The organism is Halorubrum sp. Atlit-8R (assembly GCF_003666025.1).
Classification (GTDB): domain Archaea; phylum Halobacteriota; class Halobacteria; order Halobacteriales; family Haloferacaceae; genus Halorubrum; species Halorubrum salinarum.
Map to the genome: position 1 here is coordinate 115,972 of NZ_QPLV01000007.1, position 19,206 is coordinate 135,177.

A 19,206-nucleotide genomic window follows, 5' to 3' on the forward strand; every position below is an offset into this window, starting at 1 on the left:
TTAGTGGATTCCTCGATCAAACTCCATCCCACGGTCGGCACTCGCCGATTCCGCTGTCGCTCCACCTGGGTCATTCTCTGTTCGACGGTACGACGGCGTGCCGCCATCATTTCCTCCATGTCCACCGCGGGCGGCTGCTTTTTGTGCGACGGCGTGGCCGGCGGCGGCTTTCGGCCCCCATCGGGCGGCGGTCGTCGCGACGCCGGCGCCACCGACGTAGGCTCCAGCGGCGACACCGCCTACGAGTGCTGCGCCTTTCGTTGCACCGCCGACGACTTTGGCCGTCAACGGCGTCGCGTATTTGAACGTCTTCCAGGTGATATAGAGGGCGACCAGTGGGAGGGACGCTGCGACGAGATATTTGAGGAACGCTGTTCCGGGTGTGAGCGTTCCACCGCCGTAGATCAAATCGTACCCCTTGAGGACCATCGCTGCTGGGAGCGGGAGGACAGCCAACGGGACAAACCGTTTGCAGAACCCCATCGCGATATCGGATACGACCGGAATATTTCCGTAGGCTAGTGCAAATGCAATCGGCATTCCGTACAGGTAGACATACAGCAGAATCATCCGGATGTAGAACAGCGCCTCCAACGCCCACATTGAGATTCCACCAATCACGGCGAACAATAGCCCCAGCCCTGGGTTTGTGATGGCTGCACCCAAGAACTGAAGCATTGCCGAGGCTACGGAGGAAAGCTCCGGCATCAGTGCAATAGTGAACCCGTCGACGAGGTAGAGCGTAAGAGTTCCAACCCAATACCACGTAATGATTAGAAAGGCCCCGACCCAGGCCGTCTTCTTCGTTTTTCGGGCTTCGTAGGTACTTCCAATATTGAAGATCCGAACCGTGTGACGACCCTGAACACTCATCACAAGGAGCAAAAGGGCAATCAGCATAATTTCGCCGCCGATGAGAGCATCGTGAATCGCTGGCCAGGGTGCGTTGGTTGGTTCACCGAAGACAAATGCTCCGTTCGTCTCTGGGGTCGGGGTTCCGAACATCTCCTCAGTCAGAGTCTCATACCCCGACCTGAGACCGTCCATGAACAGCCCGATGAACCAATCAACGACGCCTTTGATACCCTCAAGGACGACGTCAATGAGATCAACCATCGTCAGGCCTCCGTGATCGTGACCTCACAGTCAGTCATCTCATCAGACCCGGAATACTGGACATCGTAGGTACTCGTGACCCGATTGCCACTGACTTGAGTCTCGACGATAACCGTGAACTGCCCGCTGTTACCATCTGGGGAACACCCCATTCCGTCCTCACTCTCGGAACCGAACGGGAACGAATTACTGAACAGGTCGGCCGTCTCGCCAGGGGAGACTACTACCCGGTCTATTTCGTGCATTCCACTGCCTCTGGGGTTCTCAATTGGATTGGGAACGTCCCCGGAGAAGATTAGTTCAGTTATCGCTTCCGGACCACTTCCTGTGTTCTCTACCGTGACGAATGCCTCGCCATTCTTGATCCGGTCAGTCTCGCTCTCACCATAGACTTCGTCCCACGGTTTATCTGGATTATTCCGATAGAGTCCAACATCCTGTATCTGCATCTCTGGACGGAGTTCAGTCGTGGTCTCAACTACTGTCTCCTCGCCCTTCAGTGCGACAATCCGGTACTCACCGGGCGCATACGCGGTGCCAATCTCGAATGAGACCTGCTGAGCACCTGCGGCTACGTCACGCTTCCCGAATAGCTCGCCGTTCGGCTGGATGAGGTTGACTTGGTCGACGTCGGCCTCTTCGGAGAGTTCGACGACGAGTGTTGTCCCCTCAATAGTAATACGCGTGAGTGGGCCTTTGCCATCTGGAGAGGTCGTTCCGTCACCAGGCGTCCCAGAGCCGCCATTGTCGTTCAGACAGCCAGCGACGCTTACGAGCGCAGCACCTGCGACTGTTCGGAGGGCGGTTCGCCGACTGATGTGTGGATGGTTTTGAGTCATGGGCTATGGGTTTCGCTGGAAGATGTCTTCTGGACCGAGCATTCGGAGAAGTCGCTTGCCAGCGTAGAACATCACGAAGAACGGGATGAGCTGCCAGCCCACCTCGAAAATGAACGCGAACCAGCCGTCGATGGTGCCGAGCGGATGCCAGCGAGCAGTAGCCGTCGCACTCACATATGCGGGGTCGTGCCCGAGCCACGAGCCTGGGTGATACCGAGCCGTGTAGATGCCCGGCTCGTCGATCGTCACGATCGCCACCCCGGAGGCGTTGGTCTCGACGCGTTGCTCCGCGACGGTGATGTAGCCGTTGCGAGTGTTCCCGCCGATTGGATATCGTCGGTCGGGATCGCTGAGCACGATTGGTGCGCCGGTCTCGTTATCCCGGAGCTCGATGCGTAGTGTGGCCTGGCTTTCGTTCTGCTGGAGCACCTCAACAGTCAGATTACTGCGCCGGAGCTGCCGCTCTGAGCCAGCGTCAGGTGCCACAATCGAGGCGTTCACACCCCGCACGATCCCCGCCACCTGGAGCGCGTCGCGGTCGACGTTCTCCGCGCGAACCGCAACACCGTACGTCGTCGTGTACGACTGGTTGACGATGTCGATGTTGATGTCCTCGCCGAGCGTGCCGTCCGGAGACGGTCGGTCAGTGCCCCAGGTGTCGATGATCTCTGGGCCATCGCGAACTGGTTCGGCACGCGGGCCGATTCGCGACGGGTACGCGTGAACATAGACTGGAATCGCATCCGACTCGACGGTGGCGCTGTCAGTCCGATTCGACCTGACGAGTGTATCCCAGTTGGTGTTCCGAGCGGTGTAGAACCGCCAGACGCCACGCACTCGTGCGCTTCCGTTCTCCGTGAGCGTGTACCCTTGCCACGGTCTGGACTGGAAGATAGCCACACCGGCGTCACCATTGGGATACTCGGCGTAGTAGGGGTACGCCGAGAGGTCGTAGATCTCGACGGCGATCGAATCCGAGACGTTGAGCGACTCGGTACGATACGTGATCTCGACATCGGTCTCGTCGCCTCGGTCGATTCGCGTGGTCTTCTTCAACCGGACGCTGATCTCGGCTTCGAGCGTGAGGTTTGTACTCCAGTCATCCTCGATCTGGTAATCAAGGGCCGGCGTGTGCGAGCCGTCGCGCTCGACGATGGTTTCGCCGTCCTTCTGCAACCGAACCTCCTCGACTTCGCTGCTCGTGAGCGACCACTCGATGGTCGTGTTCCCTGAAGAGCTTCCGTTCGGGACGCGAACACGATAGTCCACGAACCCCCGCATCGTGCCGTTCGGCGCGATATAGAGCGGGGATTCACCCGACTCCAAGTGACCTCGCGTCGACGGCTGCACTGCGAATACCGTGGCGTGGGCGTCCTCGATGAACACCCCGTCTTCGAGCGACGCGTGGCGCGGATGCACGGACGTATCCGACCCACCGGCTTCGAGATCAGCGAAGTCGTTTCGCGTCCACGTTGCAGCTGTCGTCGTCGGGCGCGTGAACGTGATGTCCGTCCCGTTTGCGAGTTGGTGCATCGCGGTCCGGCTCTCGCCGTATCGCTGCTGGTACTCCTCCTGGCTGATGTAGTTGTCCGCGTCGCGAGACCACAGCGTCGCTGATTCATTCTCTGTGAGCCCATTCCCCTCCGTGCCTGGCCGTGGCGGGCTTGCAGTAACGAGACCGGTGACTAGGCTCGTCACGAACAGGGCGGCCATTAGCACGGAGAGCTCTCGTTGTTTCATGGGGGCTCGCGACGGGGTGGTAGTCGCCTACCAGGGGGCGAGGTCGACGCACTGCGCCAGCGGGAGGTTCATCATCGATCCAGCGACGGTGTAGAGTGGCCCGAGCGCGACAAGAACGACCGCAGACTTCATCGCGGAGCGCTTGTGGCGCTTGAGTCCCTTCTTCTGGTCGGGTGTGATCGTGAACATCTCGATAAGGGAGTCAGCCTGCCACACGACTGCGAGGCCGACAATGCCCAGCGCCGTGGTAAGCTGGAAGAAGCCTTCGATCATACCCGGGAGGTTGTCCGCACTGCAGACGGCGTTCGTCTGTGCAGCGGCGGGTTCCACAGCGAACAGGCTCAGGAAGACGATGACGAGTGCCGCCTGCTTGGGGAGCCTACTTGCCGCCGTCGACTGGCTTTCGGCGCGATTCGGAGTCGTTTCGGAGGGAGTGGTGTCCTGTGACATAGTGGGTTACTCCTCTGCGTCGTCGACGAGTGTCTTGAGATCGGCGTATCGATTGGTCTCGGCGACGATTTCGTCTTTGCTGTAGCCCTGTTCGCGGGCCCGTTCGAAAAGGTCTCGAAGCTCGTCGGGATCGACATCCCGAACCGCCATCTCTTCGCGGAGGGCGCGGCGATAGAGGGCCGAGGCGTTGATGTGGTCGTTCCACATCAGGTACAGCTCATCGATGTCTTCGATGGTGACTGACCGTGTAATCATGTGTGCGGGTTCAGGTATGCACCGATTAAATCGTGGTACACGTTGACGTGGTAGTTGTATGTGAGGTAAATACTTTCTGGCTACCAACTGGCGCAAAACTCTAAAGTAAATTATAATCGGAGAGCTCGTTCACCCTGCAAAGGTACCGTTAACCAACAATAGAGTTAGATGCCATTGATTGTTGGTTAAGACTAAATGGCGCTCTACTCGAGTTCCACGACCTCTCCACACCCGTTGTCGAGGATTTCTCGCACCTCGGCCAAGAGTTCCTGACCTTCCTCGTGAAGCCTTGTCCCTTCATCGAGGTCACACTCGTCCGCATCGAGCTGCTCAATGATTTCTTCGACACGGGCCAGCCGATCGTGGATCTCTTGGTCGTTTACCACGCTTAGATCACCCCCAACCAAAGCCCAGTGATGGCCAACAACAGCAACAGCAGCACAGCGATTGCGGCCTTGTAGTAGACCGGCGGGAGCCCCTCGGATGCGGCCGCCTCGTCGACTGCTTCGGCAAGCTCTCGTTCATGTTCGTGCTCCTGCTGGAAGGTTTCGTACGCGGCGTCGAGCTGTTGCTCCAGCGGCTCGATCTCACTCCCAAGGAACTCTTGGCGGGAGTTTACGATATACTCGCCGGCGGCTGTCGGCGTGATCGTCGCGACGTCCGCCACCTGATCCGCGATAAGGCGGTCATCAGTATGTCCAATTGCGGTGACAACCGGGGTATTGGCGGTGAAGATCGCCTCCGCGACCCGCTCGGTGTTGAACGCTTGGAGGTTCGAATCACTCCCACCGCCGCGGCCGACGATGATGGCGTCGACGTCCTCCGAGCGGTCGAGATGGTGGATACCGTTCGCAATGGACATCGGCGCCTCTGACCCCTGGACGGTGGCGTCCTTCACCAGGATGTCGACGGTGGGGTCCTGTCCGTGGATCGCGTTCTGGATGTCGTACCGGGCATCTCCTCGAAGGGACGTGACGACACCGACCCGCTCCGGGAACGCAGGCGGCTGTTGTTTCTGCTCGTCGTCGAACCAGCCACGCTCTTCGAGTTCGCTTCGCAGTCGCTCGACGGCAGCCGCCTGGTCGCCGTCGCCGACGACGATCACCTCCCACGGCTTGAGGTCGATTTTCCCACCCTCTGTCCAGTAGTCGATATCGCCTTCGAGGATGACCTCCGTCCCGTCCTCGAGGTCAGCGTCCATCTTCTGATAGCGGTTCGCCCAGAGCATACAGGGAAGCTCGGCGTTACCGTCTGTCAGGGTGAAATAGAGGGCGGTACTGTTCTGGTGGAGATCCGTGACCTCGCCAATACAACGGACGCCGTTGAGGGCAGGCGTGTCCTGGACGACCGATGCAATTCGGTCGTTCAGCTCTTGGACTGAAAGAACATTCCCGGACAGGGCATCATCTACCTCTCGTTCGGCATCAGCCATCGCACTAACTTAAGACGGAGAGAGCAGATTCAAAAATGTACCCCTCAGTGCCAGTGTACCCTGCCAACTGTTCTGTGTCCTTGAATTACTCTAGTAACCCGAGATCAGTCAGCCGGTTTTCGATCACTGTAAGCGCTTGTTCAGCATCGTCAAGCTGTTTTCCGCCCGTGATGACGAGCTTGCCACTCCCGAAGAGGAGTGCGACGACGTCTGGGTCGTCAAGCCGGTAGACGAGCCCCGGGAACTGCTCTGGTTCGTATTCGATGTGTTCGAGACCTAGGCCGATCGCAATCGCATTCAAATTGAGTGTGTGGTCGAGGTCCCCACTTGAGACAATATTTTGGATTTCGATATCTGGGGTGGTAGCGACATCGACACCCAATTCACGGAGTTCGTCGAAGACGTATTCCAACGCAGTCGTCACATTGTCGACGCTTTTTGCACCCGTACAGACGACTTTCCCCGAGCGGAAAATGAGCGCTGCGGCTTTGGGATCGTGCATCCGATACACGAGTCCAGGGAAGTTATCGGGGTCGTAGTCGGTGGCCCCTAAATCCTCAGAAAGTGTTTCGAGATCGAGTTCTTGACCGATATCGGACGACGCAACCACATTCTCGACTTGAATTGATTCGGCTGTGACACTCATGGGAGTACCTTCCAATCACAACCCCCTTAAAACGGGGAGTGACTTCGAGCGTTGGTGTAGTTCCTTCCGAATTAGAGGTCGCGGGGCTGGACCGTCTTCCGGTCGTTGGCCTCGGCACGCTCTGCGGCGTCGTCGAGCAGTTCGGCGACCTCTTCGTTGAGGGCGTCGTAGAAATCTGCCGAGACGTTGTGGTCCGAGAGTGCGTCCTTCACGGCTGCTTTGACGATGAGGTCAGAGATTCCATCGCGGACTTCTCGTGTCTATGTTATAAAGGTTCGAACTCTCGGTTTTGTCATTCTGTGTGTCAGCGAGTAACACAACAGGAAGATACGGAAAATCAATGCGCCAGTGTTGACCGTGGCGATAGCCGGCCCCATCTCAGACTTACGCCCACAGCTGGCGACAAGACGAATTATTCCTAGGGCAAATTATAAACTTAGCCCCGTCTAATTTCTCTCTAATGCTGAGCGCCATCATGGAGGACTATCTCAAAGCAATCTATTACCTCCAGGACGAAACGGATGAACGGGTGCGGACCTCGACGCTCGCTGAGCATATGGATGTAGAACAACCGTCAGTCACCAGTATGGTGAAAAAATTGGCCGAGCGCGATTTTGTCCATTACGAACCCTACAAGGGCGTTGTACTCACAGACACTGGAGTTCCTGTCGCGCTCGAAATTATTCGCCACCATCGGCTCTTAGAACGATACCTGACGGAGCGCCTTGAGTACGATTGGGCTGAGGTACACGACGAAGCCGATCGCCTCGAACACCATATCAGTAGTCAATTTGCCGACAGAATTGCAGAGCAGTTAGGGAATCCGGCAGTTGACCCACATGGCGACCCGATTCCCACAGCGGATCTGGACGTTTCACCGCTACAATCCGGTGAAACCCTCGCTGATCAGCAGGTTGGCGACAAGGTTCGAATCGAACGGGTGCCAGACAATGACCCAGATCTACTCCGGTACCTGTCTGAACACGGGATTACCCCAACAACTGTTGTCGAAATTGTTGAGACTACCTCATTTGGGATGGTGACGCTTGATCCCGATGGCACCGACGAACGAGTTGCACTCCCAGAAGAAGTGTCCCGATCCATATCCGCTCAAACGCTCACTGGGGCTTCAAACTAAACTGATGATTCTCCATTAGCGAAGTGATTGGTTTAGACTCAATCTAAGTTTAGATAGGTCTAATTTATATATTGGGTGGTACAATAGACGTGTATGGGTACGCGAAGGCTTGACCAGCGGAGGAGATCATGCCATCGATAGATTACAGTAGCGCAGCAGACGTCACAGAACGCCTCGAGCAGCAACTGGTTGAATCACTCACCGGTGATACGAGTGTCAGTCGCCGCACAGTCCTTGGCGGTCTTGGTGTTGCCGGGAGTGCAGCAGTCGGACTCGGTAGTTCTCGGGCAAGTGCCTCATCCGATCATGACGATGAGGATGAACACGGTAACTTCGGTGCGGTGGGTGAATACCGAGATTTGGATTTCGACCCTCACGAGTTCCTCACCGCGTTCAATACCGGAGAGAGCGGACAGGATAACGTTCCCCAACAGGTCTACGAAGAGGACGGCCAAACCGTACGGGAATTCGAGTTTACTGCCGTCGACACGACGATCACGATTGCGCCGGGTGTCGAGTTTCAAGCGTGGGCGTACAACGGCCAGGTACCGGGCCCGACGATCCGCGCCGTCGAAGGTGACCTGATCCGCGTGAAGTTCACCAATCTGGGACGACACGCACACACGATTCATCCACACCTGAAGAACCTCAACCCGCGAATGGACGGGATTCCCCAGAATGGACCGGGCGTCCTCGATACGGGTGAGTCGTTCACCTACGAGTGGATCGCCCAGCCCGCCGGTACTCACTTCTATCACTGTCACTCGCTTCCACTGAAAGAACACATCCACCGTGGACTCTACGGCACGATCATTGTCGATCCGGACCCCGAACGCGTCAGGGAGAATCCACGCGACTACGTCAACTACCCTGGCCCAATTACCGACGACATGCGGACGCGGTTCGTCGAAGAGGCGAAGAGCCGGAACCACGAGTACGCCGAAAACGACGCCGTCAACGAGATGGTCATGGTGATGAATTCGTTCGACACCAACTTCGACGGCGGGAACGAGGTCTACGCGGCGAACACACGGGCGTTCGCATACGGGATCGGTAGTACCGACGGCACCGGCAACTGGACGGCGGGCGAGACGAAGCGTCCCATCCAGATCGACAAGAACGAACGGCAACGCGTCTATCTCTCCAATGCGACTGAGTTCGACCTCATCAACTCGTTCCACACGCACTCGCAGTTCTTCGATTACTATGACCACGGGACGACGCTGACACCGACGCGCAAGACCGTGGACACGATCATGCAGACGCAGGCGCAACGCGGTATCATCGAGCTCGACTACTCGGATCACGAACCCGGGCTGTACATGTTCCACGCCCACCAGTCCGAGTTCGCCGAACTCGGCTGGATGAGCTTCTTTGAGGTGATCTAACATGGCGGATAAGACACAAAAACCGACGCCAGACGGTGGTGTATCTACTGAAAACGAGGTCACACAGCCGCTCGGACTACCGCGATGGGTCAGCGCGATACTCCCGATCGTGTTGCTCGTGCTCGTCTTGGGTGTGTTCGCGTTCACGTCACCACTCGCGAGTATTCAGAGCCAGAGTGGTGAACCGCTTCCCGACGTGACGATCACGCACACGACGCTTCCGAGCGACGAAACGGTCGTGTTACATGTAACGAACAACGGGCCCGATTCCGTGACGATAGCACAGGTCCTCGTCGATGAGGCCTACTGGAATTTTCAGGTAGAAGGAGCTGGTGGCGACCAAACGCTCGCCCCAATGGAAAGCGCACAGATCGTGATCCCGTATCACTGGAATCCGGGGTGGGATCTCAACGTCGCCCTCGTACTCTCTGACGGAGCGACATTCGAGAATACGATCGTCGCTCCGAGTCAGGCACCCGGATTCAGCCTCAGTCTGCTCTGGACGCTTGCAGTCATCGGGCTGTTCGTCGGTGTGATCCCGGTCGCATTAGGGATGCTGTGGTTCCCCTACATCAAGACGATGAGCGATCGATGGCTGCACGCCGTGCTCTTGTTCGCGGCCGGCGTCCTCGGTTTCTTGGCGTTCGACGCCGGATTCGAGGCGTTCGAACTCGCTCAACGAGTTCCGGGCGCGTACGAGGGCAACCTCTTGGTCGTCTTCGGGATCCTCGGCGCGCTCACTCTCGTTCAGGCAATCAGCGCGTGGCGCAAAGGCCGTGTCGCCGCCGGTGACAGTCGGGCGAGTAGCGGTCTCTGGATCGCCTATCTGGTCGCGGTCGGGATCGGCCTGCACAACCTCGCGGAAGGACTGGCGATCGGGAGTTCGTTCGCACTCGGACGTGTGTCGCTCGGCGCGTTCCTCGTGATCGGGTTCATGCTCCACAACGTGACGGAAGGCCCGGCCGTCGTTGCACCGGTCGCCCGCGGAGAGCGCCCGTCGTTCAGACACTTCGCCGCGCTCGGCGTCATCGCCGGTTCCCCCGTCATCCTCGGCGGGTGGATCGGTAGTCTCGCGTACTCACCGACGATCGGTGCCTTCTTCCTCGCGATCGGGGTTGGTGCGATCCTACAGGTCAACTGGGAGATCGCGGGTATGGTTCGGGATGCAGGCGGTCGGGTGGCCAGCGCCACGAACCTGCTCGCGTTCCTGCTCGGCCTCGGCGTGATGTACGTGACCGACCTCTTCGTAGTGCTCTAATCGGCACCACCCATCTCTGTGTCAATGTCACCCGAATTCTACGATCGGCGAACGGTGTTGCGACTCAGCACTGCCACCCTAGCGATGCTTAGCACGGCTGGGTGTCTGGGCGGACAGTCCTCGGCGGCCCAGACCGTCACGATGCCCGGCGACCTCAGATTTGAGCCGAAGATCGCGACGATCGAACCTAGCGAGACGGTTACGTGGACGAACGAGAGTGACATCGATCACACGGTCACAGCGTATGAAGACGAGATTCCAGACGAAGCCGCGTACTTCGCAAGTGGTGGCTTTGAATCAGAGCGGGCTGCGAGGAATCGGGTCACCGAGGGGCTCATCGCTCCGGGTGAAAATTACGAGTATACGTTTGAGGAACCAGGCACGTACAGGTACTTTTGTATCCCACACGAGGGGTCTGGAATGATCGGGACAGTTCGGGTAAAGTAATCGAAGAATCAAGTTCTCGTTACGGCGAAGGGTCACGTGATCGTGGGCCCACTCGCTATCGTAACGAGGAGACGATGATGAGCCCAATGAATACCACTGGTGATGTGGTCAGCGTCGGTCTCATCGTGTATTGAGTCCGTACGCATCTCCTCGGGTTCAAACACGGCGAGTATCGAGCAATCCAGACTTTGGTCCGGGGGATGGGACGAATTAACGGTTGAGTTAATAATCCAATACAGTTATTTTATTAGAGATTATCATAATATGGGGTTTTAATAGCAGCTGATTTAATAAGTCTGTAGTAGCTAGCAGTACGTAATGACCTCACCTAACGAGGAATCCCACGACGGAAGTGGTGAACTACCGGATCATACCCACAACCACGGAGAGGATTCTCACAAGCAGGGTCATACACATGACCATGATCACGAGCACATCCAGCACACAGGACAAGATGGTGATGACGTTACCTCATCGATAGACCAGGGAGACGTTGCACAATTCTCCGTCCCGGAGATGGATTGCCCGTCCTGTGCAAAAAAGGTCGAAAACAGCGTCGAAAAACTGGACGGAATCCAGAGCGTCGACCCGCAAGTGGCAACAGGGACATTGACCGTTTCGTACGACGACGAGCAAACGAGTGCCACCGCGATCGAAGATCGGGTTGAAAAGGCCGGATACACCGTGGAGAACACCGGCGAGGTCACCTCGAAATTCACGGTTTCAGAAATGGATTGTCCGTCGTGTGCGGGCAAAATCGAAAACGCTCTTGACAGAGTCGGTGGAGTGACCACTTACGAGACGAAGCCGACGACCGGAACCGTCGTTGTCACGTACGATTCGTCGAGGGCTGGGGAAGCTGACGTCATCGACGCGATCGAAAGCGCTGGGTATGAGGTCACGGATACGACAGGCGACAAATCAGAACGTCAGGAAGCGGGCGGAGGGCGCGAGAGTATCTGGACGAGTTCGCGCGCACTCAAGACGTGGGTGAGCGGTGGATTCGTCGCCCTCGGCTTACTCTTCGAATTCTTCTTGACCGGCCAGAATGTACAGATTGCAGGTCTTTTTGGTACGGAGCTACTGGTTGCCGACGTCCTGTTCCTGATTGCTGTAGCCACCGGCGGCCAGGAAATCCTTCGCAACGGCTACTACTCGGCGCGAAATCTGAACCTCGATATCGACTTCCTGATGTCGGTGGCTATCCTCGGAGCACTCGTTGCGAGCCTCGCATTCGGCGAGGCACTCTACTTCGAGGCCGCCACCCTCGCGTTCCTGTTCAGCATCGCGGAACTGCTGGAGCGGTACTCGATGGACCGTGCCCGAAACTCCCTCCGCGAGCTAATGGATCTCTCACCGGATGAAGCGACCGTCAAGCGGAACGGGAGCACGGAGACGATTCCCGTCGACGAGGTCGCAGTTGGTGACATCGTCGTCGTCAAGCCAGGGGAGAAAATCCCGATGGACGGAAGCGTCGTCGACGGTGAAAGCGCCGTCAACCAGGCACCTATCACGGGTGAAAGCGTCCCTGTCGACAAGACGACTGGCGACGAAGTGTACGCCGGCACCATCAACGAGGAGGGGTATCTCGAGGTGGAGGTCACCTCCGAGGCCGGCGATAACACGCTCTCCCGAATCGTGGAGATGGTCGAAGATGCACAGTCGAATAAGACAGAGCGCGAGCAGTTCGTCGAGCGCTTCTCGACGTACTACACGCCAGTGGTCGTCGTCTTCGCTATCCTGACGACACTAGCAAGCCCGTACATCCTCGGCACAACCTGGTCCACGGCCGTCGTCTACGGGCTGACCTTACTGGTCCTGGCCTGCCCGTGTGCGTTTGTCATCTCGACGCCCGTCTCGGTGGTGTCGGGAATTACGAGCGCCGCGAAGAACGGCGTCCTGATCAAAGGCGGCAATCACCTCGAAGCGATGGGAGCCGTCGACGTCGTCGCGTTCGACAAGACGGGAACCCTCACCAAAGGTGAACTCACCGTCACCGACGTCGTTCCCTTGAACGGGAACTCGGAGGAGGACGTGCTCCGGTGTGCACGCGGGCTCGAGCAACGGAGTGAACACCCCATCGGCGAGGCAATCGTCGCCGAAGCCGGCAGCGCAGGGGTTGCCGAGCGCGAGGTTGATGACTTCGAGAGCATCACCGGAAAGGGTGTTCGCGCCGATCTCGACGGGACTCCTCACTTCGCAGGCAAGCCGGGTCTGTTTGAGGAGTTAGAGTTCGACCTGTCGCACGTTCACGCGACGACCGAGGGTGGCGTCGTGACGCAGACAGCCCGACAGATGTGTGACCGGAACAACTGTCTCGATCTCCTCGAAGAGACCGTTCCCGAACTCCAAGCAGAAGGCAAGACCGTCGTTCTCGTTGGGACCGAAGACGAACTCGAAGGCGTCATCGCGGTTGCCGACGAGATTCGGCCGGAAGCGAAGCGAACGGTGGCGCGACTGAAGCAGCTCGGTGTTGCCCGAACGGTGATGCTGACGGGTGACAACGAGCGGACTGCCCGCGCGATCGCCGAGCAGGTCGGCGTCGACGAGTACCAGGCCGAATTACTCCCCGAGGACAAGGTGACGGCGATCGAGGAGCTCGTCGACGAGTACGACGGCGTTGCGATGGTCGGTGACGGCATCAACGACGCCCCGGCACTCGCGACGGCGACGGTGGGCGTTGCGATGGGCGCGGCCGGGACGGACACCGCGTTAGAGACGGCCGACATCGCCCTGATGGGCGACGACCTCGCGAAGCTCCCGTACCTCTACGAACTCGCGAACGACGCGAACGGCGTCATCCGACAGAACATCTGGGCGAGTCTCGGAGTGAAGGCTGGACTGGCGCTCGCGGTCCCCTTCGGATACGTTCCGATCTGGCTCGCCGTCCTCGCCGGAGACGCCGGCATGACGACCGCGGTGACCGGAAACGCGATGCGACTCTCGCGGATCCGTCCTGCGACTGACGATAGAGACGCGGTGGCCGACAGCTAACCACTCTTCACTGGTCGAGACGATGTCCCTCCATACGCACGAGCACGACGACGAGGACCGGCGTCAGACGACAGAGCAGAGTACTCGACGGTTGGCGTTCGTGGCCGTTATCAACTTCGTCGGCTTCGCCGTCGAGCTGGCTGGTGGACTCCTGTTCGGTTCGGTGGCGCTCATCAGCGACGCACTCCACATGCTGTTCGACATGCTTGCGTACGCGATGGCGTTCGGGGCGAGCTACACCGCCGAACGATTCCAGGGCGGTGAGGCGTGGTCGTACGGTCTCCACCGACTGGAGCCGGTTGCGGCCTTCCTGAACGGGGTCTTGCTCCTTCCAATGGTCGGATACATCGTCTGGAAGTCCTACCAGCGGTTCCTTGAGCCGGTAGCGATCAATCCGGAGTTGACGCTGATCATCGCGACGGGTGGACTGCTGGTAAACATCGGCTCCGTGTACGTGTTACAAGGTGATAAGATGAGCCTCAACGAACGGGGCGCGTTCTACCACCTGCTCGGAGACGCCGGTGGCTCTGTTGCGGTAATCGTCTCGACTGTCGCTGTCGCAGTGTTCGATCTCCCCATCGCAGACCCTATGGCGGCCGTAGTCATCGGGCTGGTGGTGCTCGCGTCGGCCGGGAACGTTCTCCGGGAAAGCACCTCGATCCTGTTGGAACGGAGCCCGGTGTCGTCAGAAGAGCTTCAGGATGAATTGACGACACTCGACGGCGTCGACCAGGTTGAGGACCTCCACGTCTGGCAGGTGTGTAGTCAACTCACCGTCGCAACCGTCCGGCTCATCGAGACAGCGACCACTCTCGAAGAACAACGAGAGATCCGGGCGCGAGTTCACGATCATCTCACGGATCGAAGAATCGATCACGCAACCGTCGAGGTCGTCGGGCGTGCCGACCCCGATACCGACCCTGTCGGTACGACGAATCACTCCCACTAACGATGGCTCACGCAGCACCCAATCGAATGTTCGAAGTGTTAGACGAGACGAACGAAAAGATCGTTGCGATTCGCGTCGGGCGGGGGTCGAGAGCAGGCTATCGAGAGTTGTACTCGCTACTCGTCGAAAAAAGTGACCAGCACGGACGCATCCATGTGTACGAGGAAGTTCCGAACTGGACGTTCGGGACGTTTCTCACACATCTCCACGGGGTGATTCCCGATCTCCGGTACGGCCCTGACTTCGATATCGACCGGTACGCCGCAGTCGGCGATTCGAGGTGGGCGACGCTGCTCTTTGACTGGTGGCGTGTCATCCGGCCGATCTGGCCGGTCGCGCCCGACGAGATGCGATATTTCGACAGTATCGAGCGCGAGAGAGCGCTCGACTGGCTTTCCGAGAAGGGATGAGTGACAGATAGGCTTCGGTTCCCGTACCGCAAACAGCACGTTCTCGCCCCGGAAGATTGGCATCCCAGCGGATGAGATACGTCTCTGCCGTGAGTTTCGATGAGGAATCAACAGTTCCACCGTAGTACGGCAAGCGAGAAGTGGTCACACGACTGCGAGGAGCGCATCCGAAGCGGCGCTGACGATCGCCTCCCAGAGGCTGTTGTGACCGAACACCGCTTCCGGGCCGGTCGCTATCCCTAAGATCGTATCCACCCCAAAGAACGCAAACAGTGCCGCGCCGGCGTAGTGGGCCTTCCGGACGTCGAAGCGGTGTGAGAACGTGTGGAAGAAGTACGCGTTCGCAAGGCTCACCGGGATGATGACCAACATTTCACCCGCCCAGATCGCGGCACTAGCCCCGTACTGTGCCGCCAGCCCGATGGTGACAAGCTGGGTCTTATCGCCGAACTCCCCAGCAGCCATCATCGCGAAGATGGTGAGAAATTCGCCCAGTTGCCCGCCGATCGTGTAGCCGAACGCTTCGAACTCCGGGTTGATATCCGTGATTCGTGTCCCGACGACGCCACCATCCGTCTGTGTGCCGCTCTCGACTGGGACAGTATGGCTGCCAGGTGCTGACCGGACGAGTAACACCGCGAACAGCAGGAAGAGCGCCGCCGTAATCCCGTCGAGGACGACGCCCGGGAGCGCCTGCTGGAGCGCCTGGCCGAACAGGATCTCGAGGACGGTCCAGCCCGCGAATGCCGTCCCGGCCGCCGCGACAACCAGCAGTGGCTTGAACCGGGTCGACAGTCCGGCGATAATGAACTGGACTTTCTCCCCTGGCAGTACGGTGAGCTGTGCGATGGCCGCGATTACGACGATCTCCAGAAATGGCGTCATGCGTCACCCCGGTGCTCAACGCTACCCGAGTCGTCGGCGTCGTTCACGGGGGTCACTCGGATCGACGTCGCAACCCCTTCGGGAATGGCTTGCTCAGTATCGTCGACAGCGAGAGTAAGCATTCCGAACGGGGCGATGTCAACAATACGGACAGCTGTGCCCGGCGTGATCCCGACGTCGGCCAAGTATGCGAGGTCGTTCTCGTTGCGATCGCTAACGCGAGTGATGACCACTCGATCGCCGACCTCACAGGCTGACAGGGGTGTCATCGGGTCCTGATTCGGCGGCTCTAGGTCTTCGCTTGGAATCGGATCGCCGTGGGGGTCTCGCCGGGGGTTTTCGAGTGTCTCGGCGAGCCGCCGTTCGAACTCCTCGCTGATGTGGTGTTCGAGTCTGTCGGCTTCCTCGTGGACCTGTTCCCAAGGGTAATCGAGGTGGTCGGCCAGATAGGTTTCGAGGAGCCGGTGATGCCGGAGTACTTCGACCGCAACGGTTTTGCCGTCGTCGGTGAGTTCGCTTCCATGGTACGGTTCGCGTGCGATCAGTCCCTGCGCTTCAAGTCGGTCAAGCGTACTCGTAACCGTCGCCTGTGCCTTATCGAGCCGATCGGCAATATCAGATGTTGACACCGGTGGACCCGCTTCCTGCTGGAGGTGGTAGATCGTTTTGAGGGTGTCCTCAACTACTGGACTCGAATCCATTTAGACCGTTATTTAGACCCATCTAATTTAATACTTGGGGATCATTGAGAGAGTCGGTTACATCAATTTTCTGTAATTGTGATAATAGAGTTCATCGGCCTTGTTTGGACGCTTCTGAATTGGTTGGTTAGTGGCTCTGTTGGGGTCAACAGGATCTGTCCGTGAGTGCCTCTCAATCCGCTTTGGTGGTTTGGATAGAGACCGGAAACGGTGATTCCACCGCGTCTAAACAAGCCCGAGTTCATCTTATCGCAGCAGGCGAAGTAGGTGTATCAAAATGAAGTTGGTGAAAAGAGGTTAACCGTCTCTGGGGGTGATAAAAAGAAGCCTACGAACTCTCCTTGGTCGAGTTGGAATCGTACAGAGATGTGATTGGGTACCTCACCGTTGATTGATTAGGTCCGACGATGGTCAATTCCACCGGCGACGTTGAGGAGCGCGGAGACTATCGTTAGTCCGAGTTGTGGTTCCCGAAACCAGAAGGCCGTAGAGGTAATGACGGCTCGAAGCCCTACGAGCAGCAGTGAGAGAGCCGGCACGTCTTTATTGACACTTCCAACGCCACCTCCATCACTCGTGTACCGGGCCCCTCGCCAGATTCACCAACTGGGAGGCGACCTGCTTCATATGGAATACGCTCAGTTTGGACGCTCCAGACCACCTTTCCTGATTCGTTTACTTCGACAAACCGGCGATTCAACGTGTCTGTGATCAATGTATTCCCGTTCGGGAGATGATCAGCATCTTGAGGCCAATTAAACGTGATACCACCAGCACGGTCGAGTGTCCACGCTGGTTCCACACTCCCATTCTCAGTCCGGTGGAGTTCGACGACCCAGTCGTGCTCGCTATCAGCGACGAGGACGGCATCATCCCCGAGCCACTGAGGATTGTGCTGGTGGTTGAGCACGTCAGGGTCGCCACATCGAATATCGCCATCACTGTCATAGTCGGCTAACTGGCATGATATATGACAGTTGGTCTCGTTTGAATCGGTCGTGTCTTTGTTGTTGACGTCGACGACACCCTCTCCGCGCTTGATGACGAGAAGCTGGTTGGCGTTCCGCACTGAGACGAGATAGTGTCCGGTGCTGGTGACGCCCACGTCGTTGATGTGTAGCCAGTCGGTCGTTGTCGGATCTTGTGGGGCGTCGTAGAACGAACTCGCATTCCACTGCCACGTGACTTCGCCGTTCTTGACAGTAAAGATACGCTTGTACTCCATATCGGTGACCAAATATTCACCCGATTCGAGTCGTTCGACATCGTGGACTACGCTGTTCTTGTTCGTTCGCACCGGGAAGCTATACCCCGAAAGCACCTGCAGGTCTTTCCCGGGGTCAATGACTCGGAATCCCGTTCGGGTACAGGGAGACTCGTCTGATCCGCACGAAGCGTACCCGCTGTCCATGAACCCGGCTAACACTGTTCCGTTCTCTGTTTGGGTGACGTTAAAAATAGCTATCAGCACTCGATTCACGTCACGTAGTGTTCGTACCGTTGAGGAGGTAGACGCTATGCCGCATTCGTGCCAGCCTGGACCACCCCTCTGAGACTCGACCAAGGTTTGGGACGTCTGGTTTATCTCCGAAGCCGTCCCAATCGCAGGGGCGAGCATTGTACTGCTAACAAGCGTGAGAACGAACAGAACCACGCCGAAAAGGATTGGATAGCTGCCCCACGGAGATCAGGAACGGGGTTCATTTCTGGATATACAGCGAGTACATGATAACCGCGAGACCAAGGGCAACGAACAGGCTGTTGATGAGCACGCCGAGGGCCAATCCGACAGAAAAGAACTGGTTGGCCACGCCAGTCAGGATTGCCCCGAGTGTGATAATACCGAACCCGACACCAAGGACACGTAGTGAATCCTCACCCGTGCGTCGATAGGCCTTAAATGCAATGTAGGTGATCCCGCCACCGAGAAACAGGATTACGAACTTGACGACTGCAATCGCCGTGATGACGCCGTTCATACTTCGTCTCCCATCATCGACCAGATATCTACAAGCCGTTCATCGGTGGACTGTGGGGGCCGCTCAATACTCACCGAAAACTCGCCTGTATCGTCCACAGATATCATCACGTTATCGAATGATCTTTTGTAATGGGTAACACGTCCACCCCCGGAATTGATCGTATCCCACTCTCGGACAAGGGAAGCGGAACTGAGTAATTCTAATTTACGATACAACGTCGACTTTGGGATGTCACAGACATCATTCAATTCGTTCGCGGTCATGGGTTCAACGGTTTGGCGGAGGATGGAACGACAGTCGGGATCATCCAGCGCATCAAGGACTTCCTGTAACGCCGGTGCGTCCTCGGATGCCGCTGAATTATTTCCCATAATTCAATTAAATACATTGGACGAAAAATAGTGTCCGATTGTTTTTTGACGGTTCTCCTGATGAAGCAGGGCTGGGAAAAGTCTCGATTCCCAGCTCAAAAGTAACGATTTGAAAGAATAGAGAGGTGAGCGAAGACTTAGTGACATAATATTGAGAGGAGTATATTTTGTATTGATCTCTGAGTCGGGGTTCATTATTTTCAGA

The 19,206-nt window shown here is 57.6% G+C and carries 21 protein-coding genes; 7 read left to right on the forward strand and 14 right to left on the reverse strand.

Annotation, left to right across the window (positions count from 1 at the left end; all coding sequences use genetic code 11):
* The 9 genes from DVK05_RS15825 to DVK05_RS15865 form a co-directional block, all read right to left on the reverse strand.
* Positions 1–1,116 (reverse strand): hypothetical protein, encoded by a 1,116-nt coding sequence (locus DVK05_RS15825; RefSeq protein WP_049983719.1) that lies wholly within the window; start codon positions 1,114–1,116, stop codon positions 1–3.
* A gap of 2 nt (positions 1,117–1,118) precedes the next feature.
* On the reverse strand, positions 1,119–1,955 hold the full coding sequence (locus tag DVK05_RS15830) for a hypothetical protein (protein WP_049983718.1): 837 nt from the start codon (positions 1,953–1,955) through the stop codon (positions 1,119–1,121).
* 3 nt (positions 1,956–1,958) lie between these two features.
* Positions 1,959–3,695 (reverse strand): hypothetical protein, encoded by a 1,737-nt coding sequence (locus DVK05_RS15835; protein ID WP_049983717.1) that lies wholly within the window; start codon positions 3,693–3,695, stop codon positions 1,959–1,961.
* A 27-nt stretch (positions 3,696–3,722) separates the two neighbouring features.
* The gene (locus DVK05_RS15840; protein ID WP_049983716.1) at positions 3,723–4,145 is read right to left on the reverse strand and encodes a hypothetical protein; all 423 of its coding nucleotides are present in this window, start codon (positions 4,143–4,145) and stop codon (positions 3,723–3,725) included.
* A gap of 6 nt (positions 4,146–4,151) precedes the next feature.
* Positions 4,152–4,400: a hypothetical protein gene (locus DVK05_RS15845; protein WP_049983715.1), complete on the reverse strand. Its 249-nt coding sequence runs from the start codon at positions 4,398–4,400 to the stop codon at positions 4,152–4,154.
* Positions 4,401–4,603: 203 nt separating this feature from the next.
* A complete protein-coding gene (xseB, locus tag DVK05_RS15850) occupies positions 4,604–4,786 on the reverse strand; it encodes an exodeoxyribonuclease VII small subunit (RefSeq protein WP_049983714.1) in 183 nt (60 codons plus the stop codon).
* Between the two features lie 2 nt (positions 4,787–4,788).
* Positions 4,789–5,832 carry an exodeoxyribonuclease VII large subunit gene (xseA, locus tag DVK05_RS15855; RefSeq protein ID WP_049983713.1) on the reverse strand — a complete coding sequence of 348 codons (1,044 nt, stop codon included), beginning with the start codon at positions 5,830–5,832 and terminating at the stop codon, positions 4,789–4,791.
* A gap of 85 nt (positions 5,833–5,917) precedes the next feature.
* Positions 5,918–6,478, reverse strand: a complete 561-nt coding sequence (locus DVK05_RS15860) for a TATA-box-binding protein (protein ID WP_049983712.1) — start codon at positions 6,476–6,478, stop codon at positions 5,918–5,920.
* A 71-nt stretch (positions 6,479–6,549) separates the two neighbouring features.
* Positions 6,550–6,717: a DNA-binding protein gene (locus DVK05_RS15865; protein ID WP_004048632.1), complete on the reverse strand. Its 168-nt coding sequence runs from the start codon at positions 6,715–6,717 to the stop codon at positions 6,550–6,552.
* Between the two features lie 221 nt (positions 6,718–6,938).
* Here DVK05_RS15865 and DVK05_RS15870 point away from each other — a divergent pair, with 221 nt between their 5' ends.
* The 7 genes from DVK05_RS15870 (at position 6,939) to DVK05_RS15900 (ending at position 15,062) form a co-directional block, all read left to right on the forward strand.
* On the forward strand, positions 6,939–7,616 hold the full coding sequence (locus tag DVK05_RS15870) for a metal-dependent transcriptional regulator (RefSeq protein WP_049983711.1): 678 nt from the start codon (positions 6,939–6,941) through the stop codon (positions 7,614–7,616).
* Between the two features lie 128 nt (positions 7,617–7,744).
* Positions 7,745–9,004 (forward strand): multicopper oxidase domain-containing protein, encoded by a 1,260-nt coding sequence (locus DVK05_RS15875; RefSeq protein ID WP_049983710.1) that lies wholly within the window; start codon positions 7,745–7,747, stop codon positions 9,002–9,004.
* A gap of 1 nt (position 9,005) precedes the next feature.
* Positions 9,006–10,262, forward strand: coding sequence for a ZIP family metal transporter (locus DVK05_RS15880; protein ID WP_049983709.1), 1,257 nt, complete (start codon positions 9,006–9,008; stop codon positions 10,260–10,262).
* A gap of 84 nt (positions 10,263–10,346) precedes the next feature.
* Complete coding sequence (locus DVK05_RS15885; protein ID WP_230455306.1) at positions 10,347–10,709, forward strand: plastocyanin/azurin family copper-binding protein; 363 nt, start codon at positions 10,347–10,349, stop codon at positions 10,707–10,709.
* Between the two features lie 318 nt (positions 10,710–11,027).
* The gene (locus tag DVK05_RS15890; protein WP_121564801.1) at positions 11,028–13,703 is read left to right on the forward strand and encodes a heavy metal translocating P-type ATPase; all 2,676 of its coding nucleotides are present in this window, start codon (positions 11,028–11,030) and stop codon (positions 13,701–13,703) included.
* Positions 13,704–13,725: 22 nt separating this feature from the next.
* The gene (locus tag DVK05_RS15895) at positions 13,726–14,652 is read left to right on the forward strand and encodes a cation diffusion facilitator family transporter (RefSeq protein WP_049983707.1); all 927 of its coding nucleotides are present in this window, start codon (positions 13,726–13,728) and stop codon (positions 14,650–14,652) included.
* Positions 14,653–14,678: 26 nt separating this feature from the next.
* Positions 14,679–15,062, forward strand: coding sequence for an STAS/SEC14 domain-containing protein (locus tag DVK05_RS15900; RefSeq protein ID WP_049983706.1), 384 nt, complete (start codon positions 14,679–14,681; stop codon positions 15,060–15,062).
* Between the two features lie 144 nt (positions 15,063–15,206).
* Here the strand turns inward: DVK05_RS15900 and DVK05_RS15905 are convergent, their stop codons facing one another.
* From DVK05_RS15905 to DVK05_RS15925, 5 genes are all read right to left on the reverse strand, one after another.
* Positions 15,207–15,947, reverse strand: a complete 741-nt coding sequence (locus DVK05_RS15905) for a TMEM165/GDT1 family protein (protein WP_049983705.1) — start codon at positions 15,945–15,947, stop codon at positions 15,207–15,209.
* A complete protein-coding gene (locus DVK05_RS15910; RefSeq protein WP_049983704.1) occupies positions 15,944–16,648 on the reverse strand; it encodes a metal-dependent transcriptional regulator in 705 nt (234 codons plus the stop codon). Before DVK05_RS15910 ends, DVK05_RS15905 begins: the two co-directional genes overlap by 4 nt.
* A gap of 511 nt (positions 16,649–17,159) precedes the next feature.
* Positions 17,160–18,128 carry an arylsulfotransferase family protein gene (locus DVK05_RS15915; protein WP_230455304.1) on the reverse strand — a complete coding sequence of 323 codons (969 nt, stop codon included), beginning with the start codon at positions 18,126–18,128 and terminating at the stop codon, positions 17,160–17,162.
* Between the two features lie 220 nt (positions 18,129–18,348).
* Positions 18,349–18,627 (reverse strand): hypothetical protein, encoded by a 279-nt coding sequence (locus DVK05_RS15920; protein ID WP_049983702.1) that lies wholly within the window; start codon positions 18,625–18,627, stop codon positions 18,349–18,351.
* Positions 18,624–19,001: a helix-turn-helix domain-containing protein gene (locus DVK05_RS15925; protein ID WP_080506116.1), complete on the reverse strand. Its 378-nt coding sequence runs from the start codon at positions 18,999–19,001 to the stop codon at positions 18,624–18,626. Before DVK05_RS15925 ends, DVK05_RS15920 begins: the two co-directional genes overlap by 4 nt.
* Positions 19,002–19,206 lie beyond the last annotated feature (205 nt).

Bases quoted from the DNA above. Each gene is read 5' to 3' on its own strand.
- DVK05_RS15910 (WP_049983704.1), bottom strand. From the start codon at position 16,648: ATGGATTCGAGTCCAGTAGTTGAGGACACCCTCAAAACGATCTACCAC.
- DVK05_RS15830 (WP_049983718.1), bottom strand. From the start codon at position 1,955: ATGACTCAAAACCATCCACACATCAGTCGGCGAACCGCCCTCCGAACA.
- DVK05_RS15895 (WP_049983707.1), top strand. From the start codon at position 13,726: ATGTCCCTCCATACGCACGAGCACGACGACGAGGACCGGCGTCAGACG.
- DVK05_RS15920 (WP_049983702.1), bottom strand. From the start codon at position 18,627: ATGAACGGCGTCATCACGGCGATTGCAGTCGTCAAGTTCGTAATCCTG.
- DVK05_RS15870 (WP_049983711.1), top strand. From the start codon at position 6,939: ATGCTGAGCGCCATCATGGAGGACTATCTCAAAGCAATCTATTACCTC.
- DVK05_RS15860 (WP_049983712.1), bottom strand. From the start codon at position 6,478: ATGAGTGTCACAGCCGAATCAATTCAAGTCGAGAATGTGGTTGCGTCG.
- xseA (WP_049983713.1), bottom strand. From the start codon at position 5,832: ATGGCTGATGCCGAACGAGAGGTAGATGATGCCCTGTCCGGGAATGTT.
- DVK05_RS15890 (WP_121564801.1), top strand. From the start codon at position 11,028: ATGACCTCACCTAACGAGGAATCCCACGACGGAAGTGGTGAACTACCG.
- DVK05_RS15925 (WP_080506116.1), bottom strand. From the start codon at position 19,001: ATGGGAAATAATTCAGCGGCATCCGAGGACGCACCGGCGTTACAGGAA.
- DVK05_RS15905 (WP_049983705.1), bottom strand. From the start codon at position 15,947: ATGACGCCATTTCTGGAGATCGTCGTAATCGCGGCCATCGCACAGCTC.
- DVK05_RS15840 (WP_049983716.1), bottom strand. From the start codon at position 4,145: ATGTCACAGGACACCACTCCCTCCGAAACGACTCCGAATCGCGCCGAA.
- DVK05_RS15845 (WP_049983715.1), bottom strand. From the start codon at position 4,400: ATGATTACACGGTCAGTCACCATCGAAGACATCGATGAGCTGTACCTG.
- DVK05_RS15885 (WP_230455306.1), top strand. From the start codon at position 10,347: ATGCTTAGCACGGCTGGGTGTCTGGGCGGACAGTCCTCGGCGGCCCAG.
- DVK05_RS15880 (WP_049983709.1), top strand. From the start codon at position 9,006: ATGGCGGATAAGACACAAAAACCGACGCCAGACGGTGGTGTATCTACT.
- DVK05_RS15875 (WP_049983710.1), top strand. From the start codon at position 7,745: ATGCCATCGATAGATTACAGTAGCGCAGCAGACGTCACAGAACGCCTC.
- DVK05_RS15900 (WP_049983706.1), top strand. From the start codon at position 14,679: ATGTTCGAAGTGTTAGACGAGACGAACGAAAAGATCGTTGCGATTCGC.
- DVK05_RS15835 (WP_049983717.1), bottom strand. From the start codon at position 3,695: ATGAAACAACGAGAGCTCTCCGTGCTAATGGCCGCCCTGTTCGTGACG.
- DVK05_RS15825 (WP_049983719.1), bottom strand. From the start codon at position 1,116: ATGGTTGATCTCATTGACGTCGTCCTTGAGGGTATCAAAGGCGTCGTT.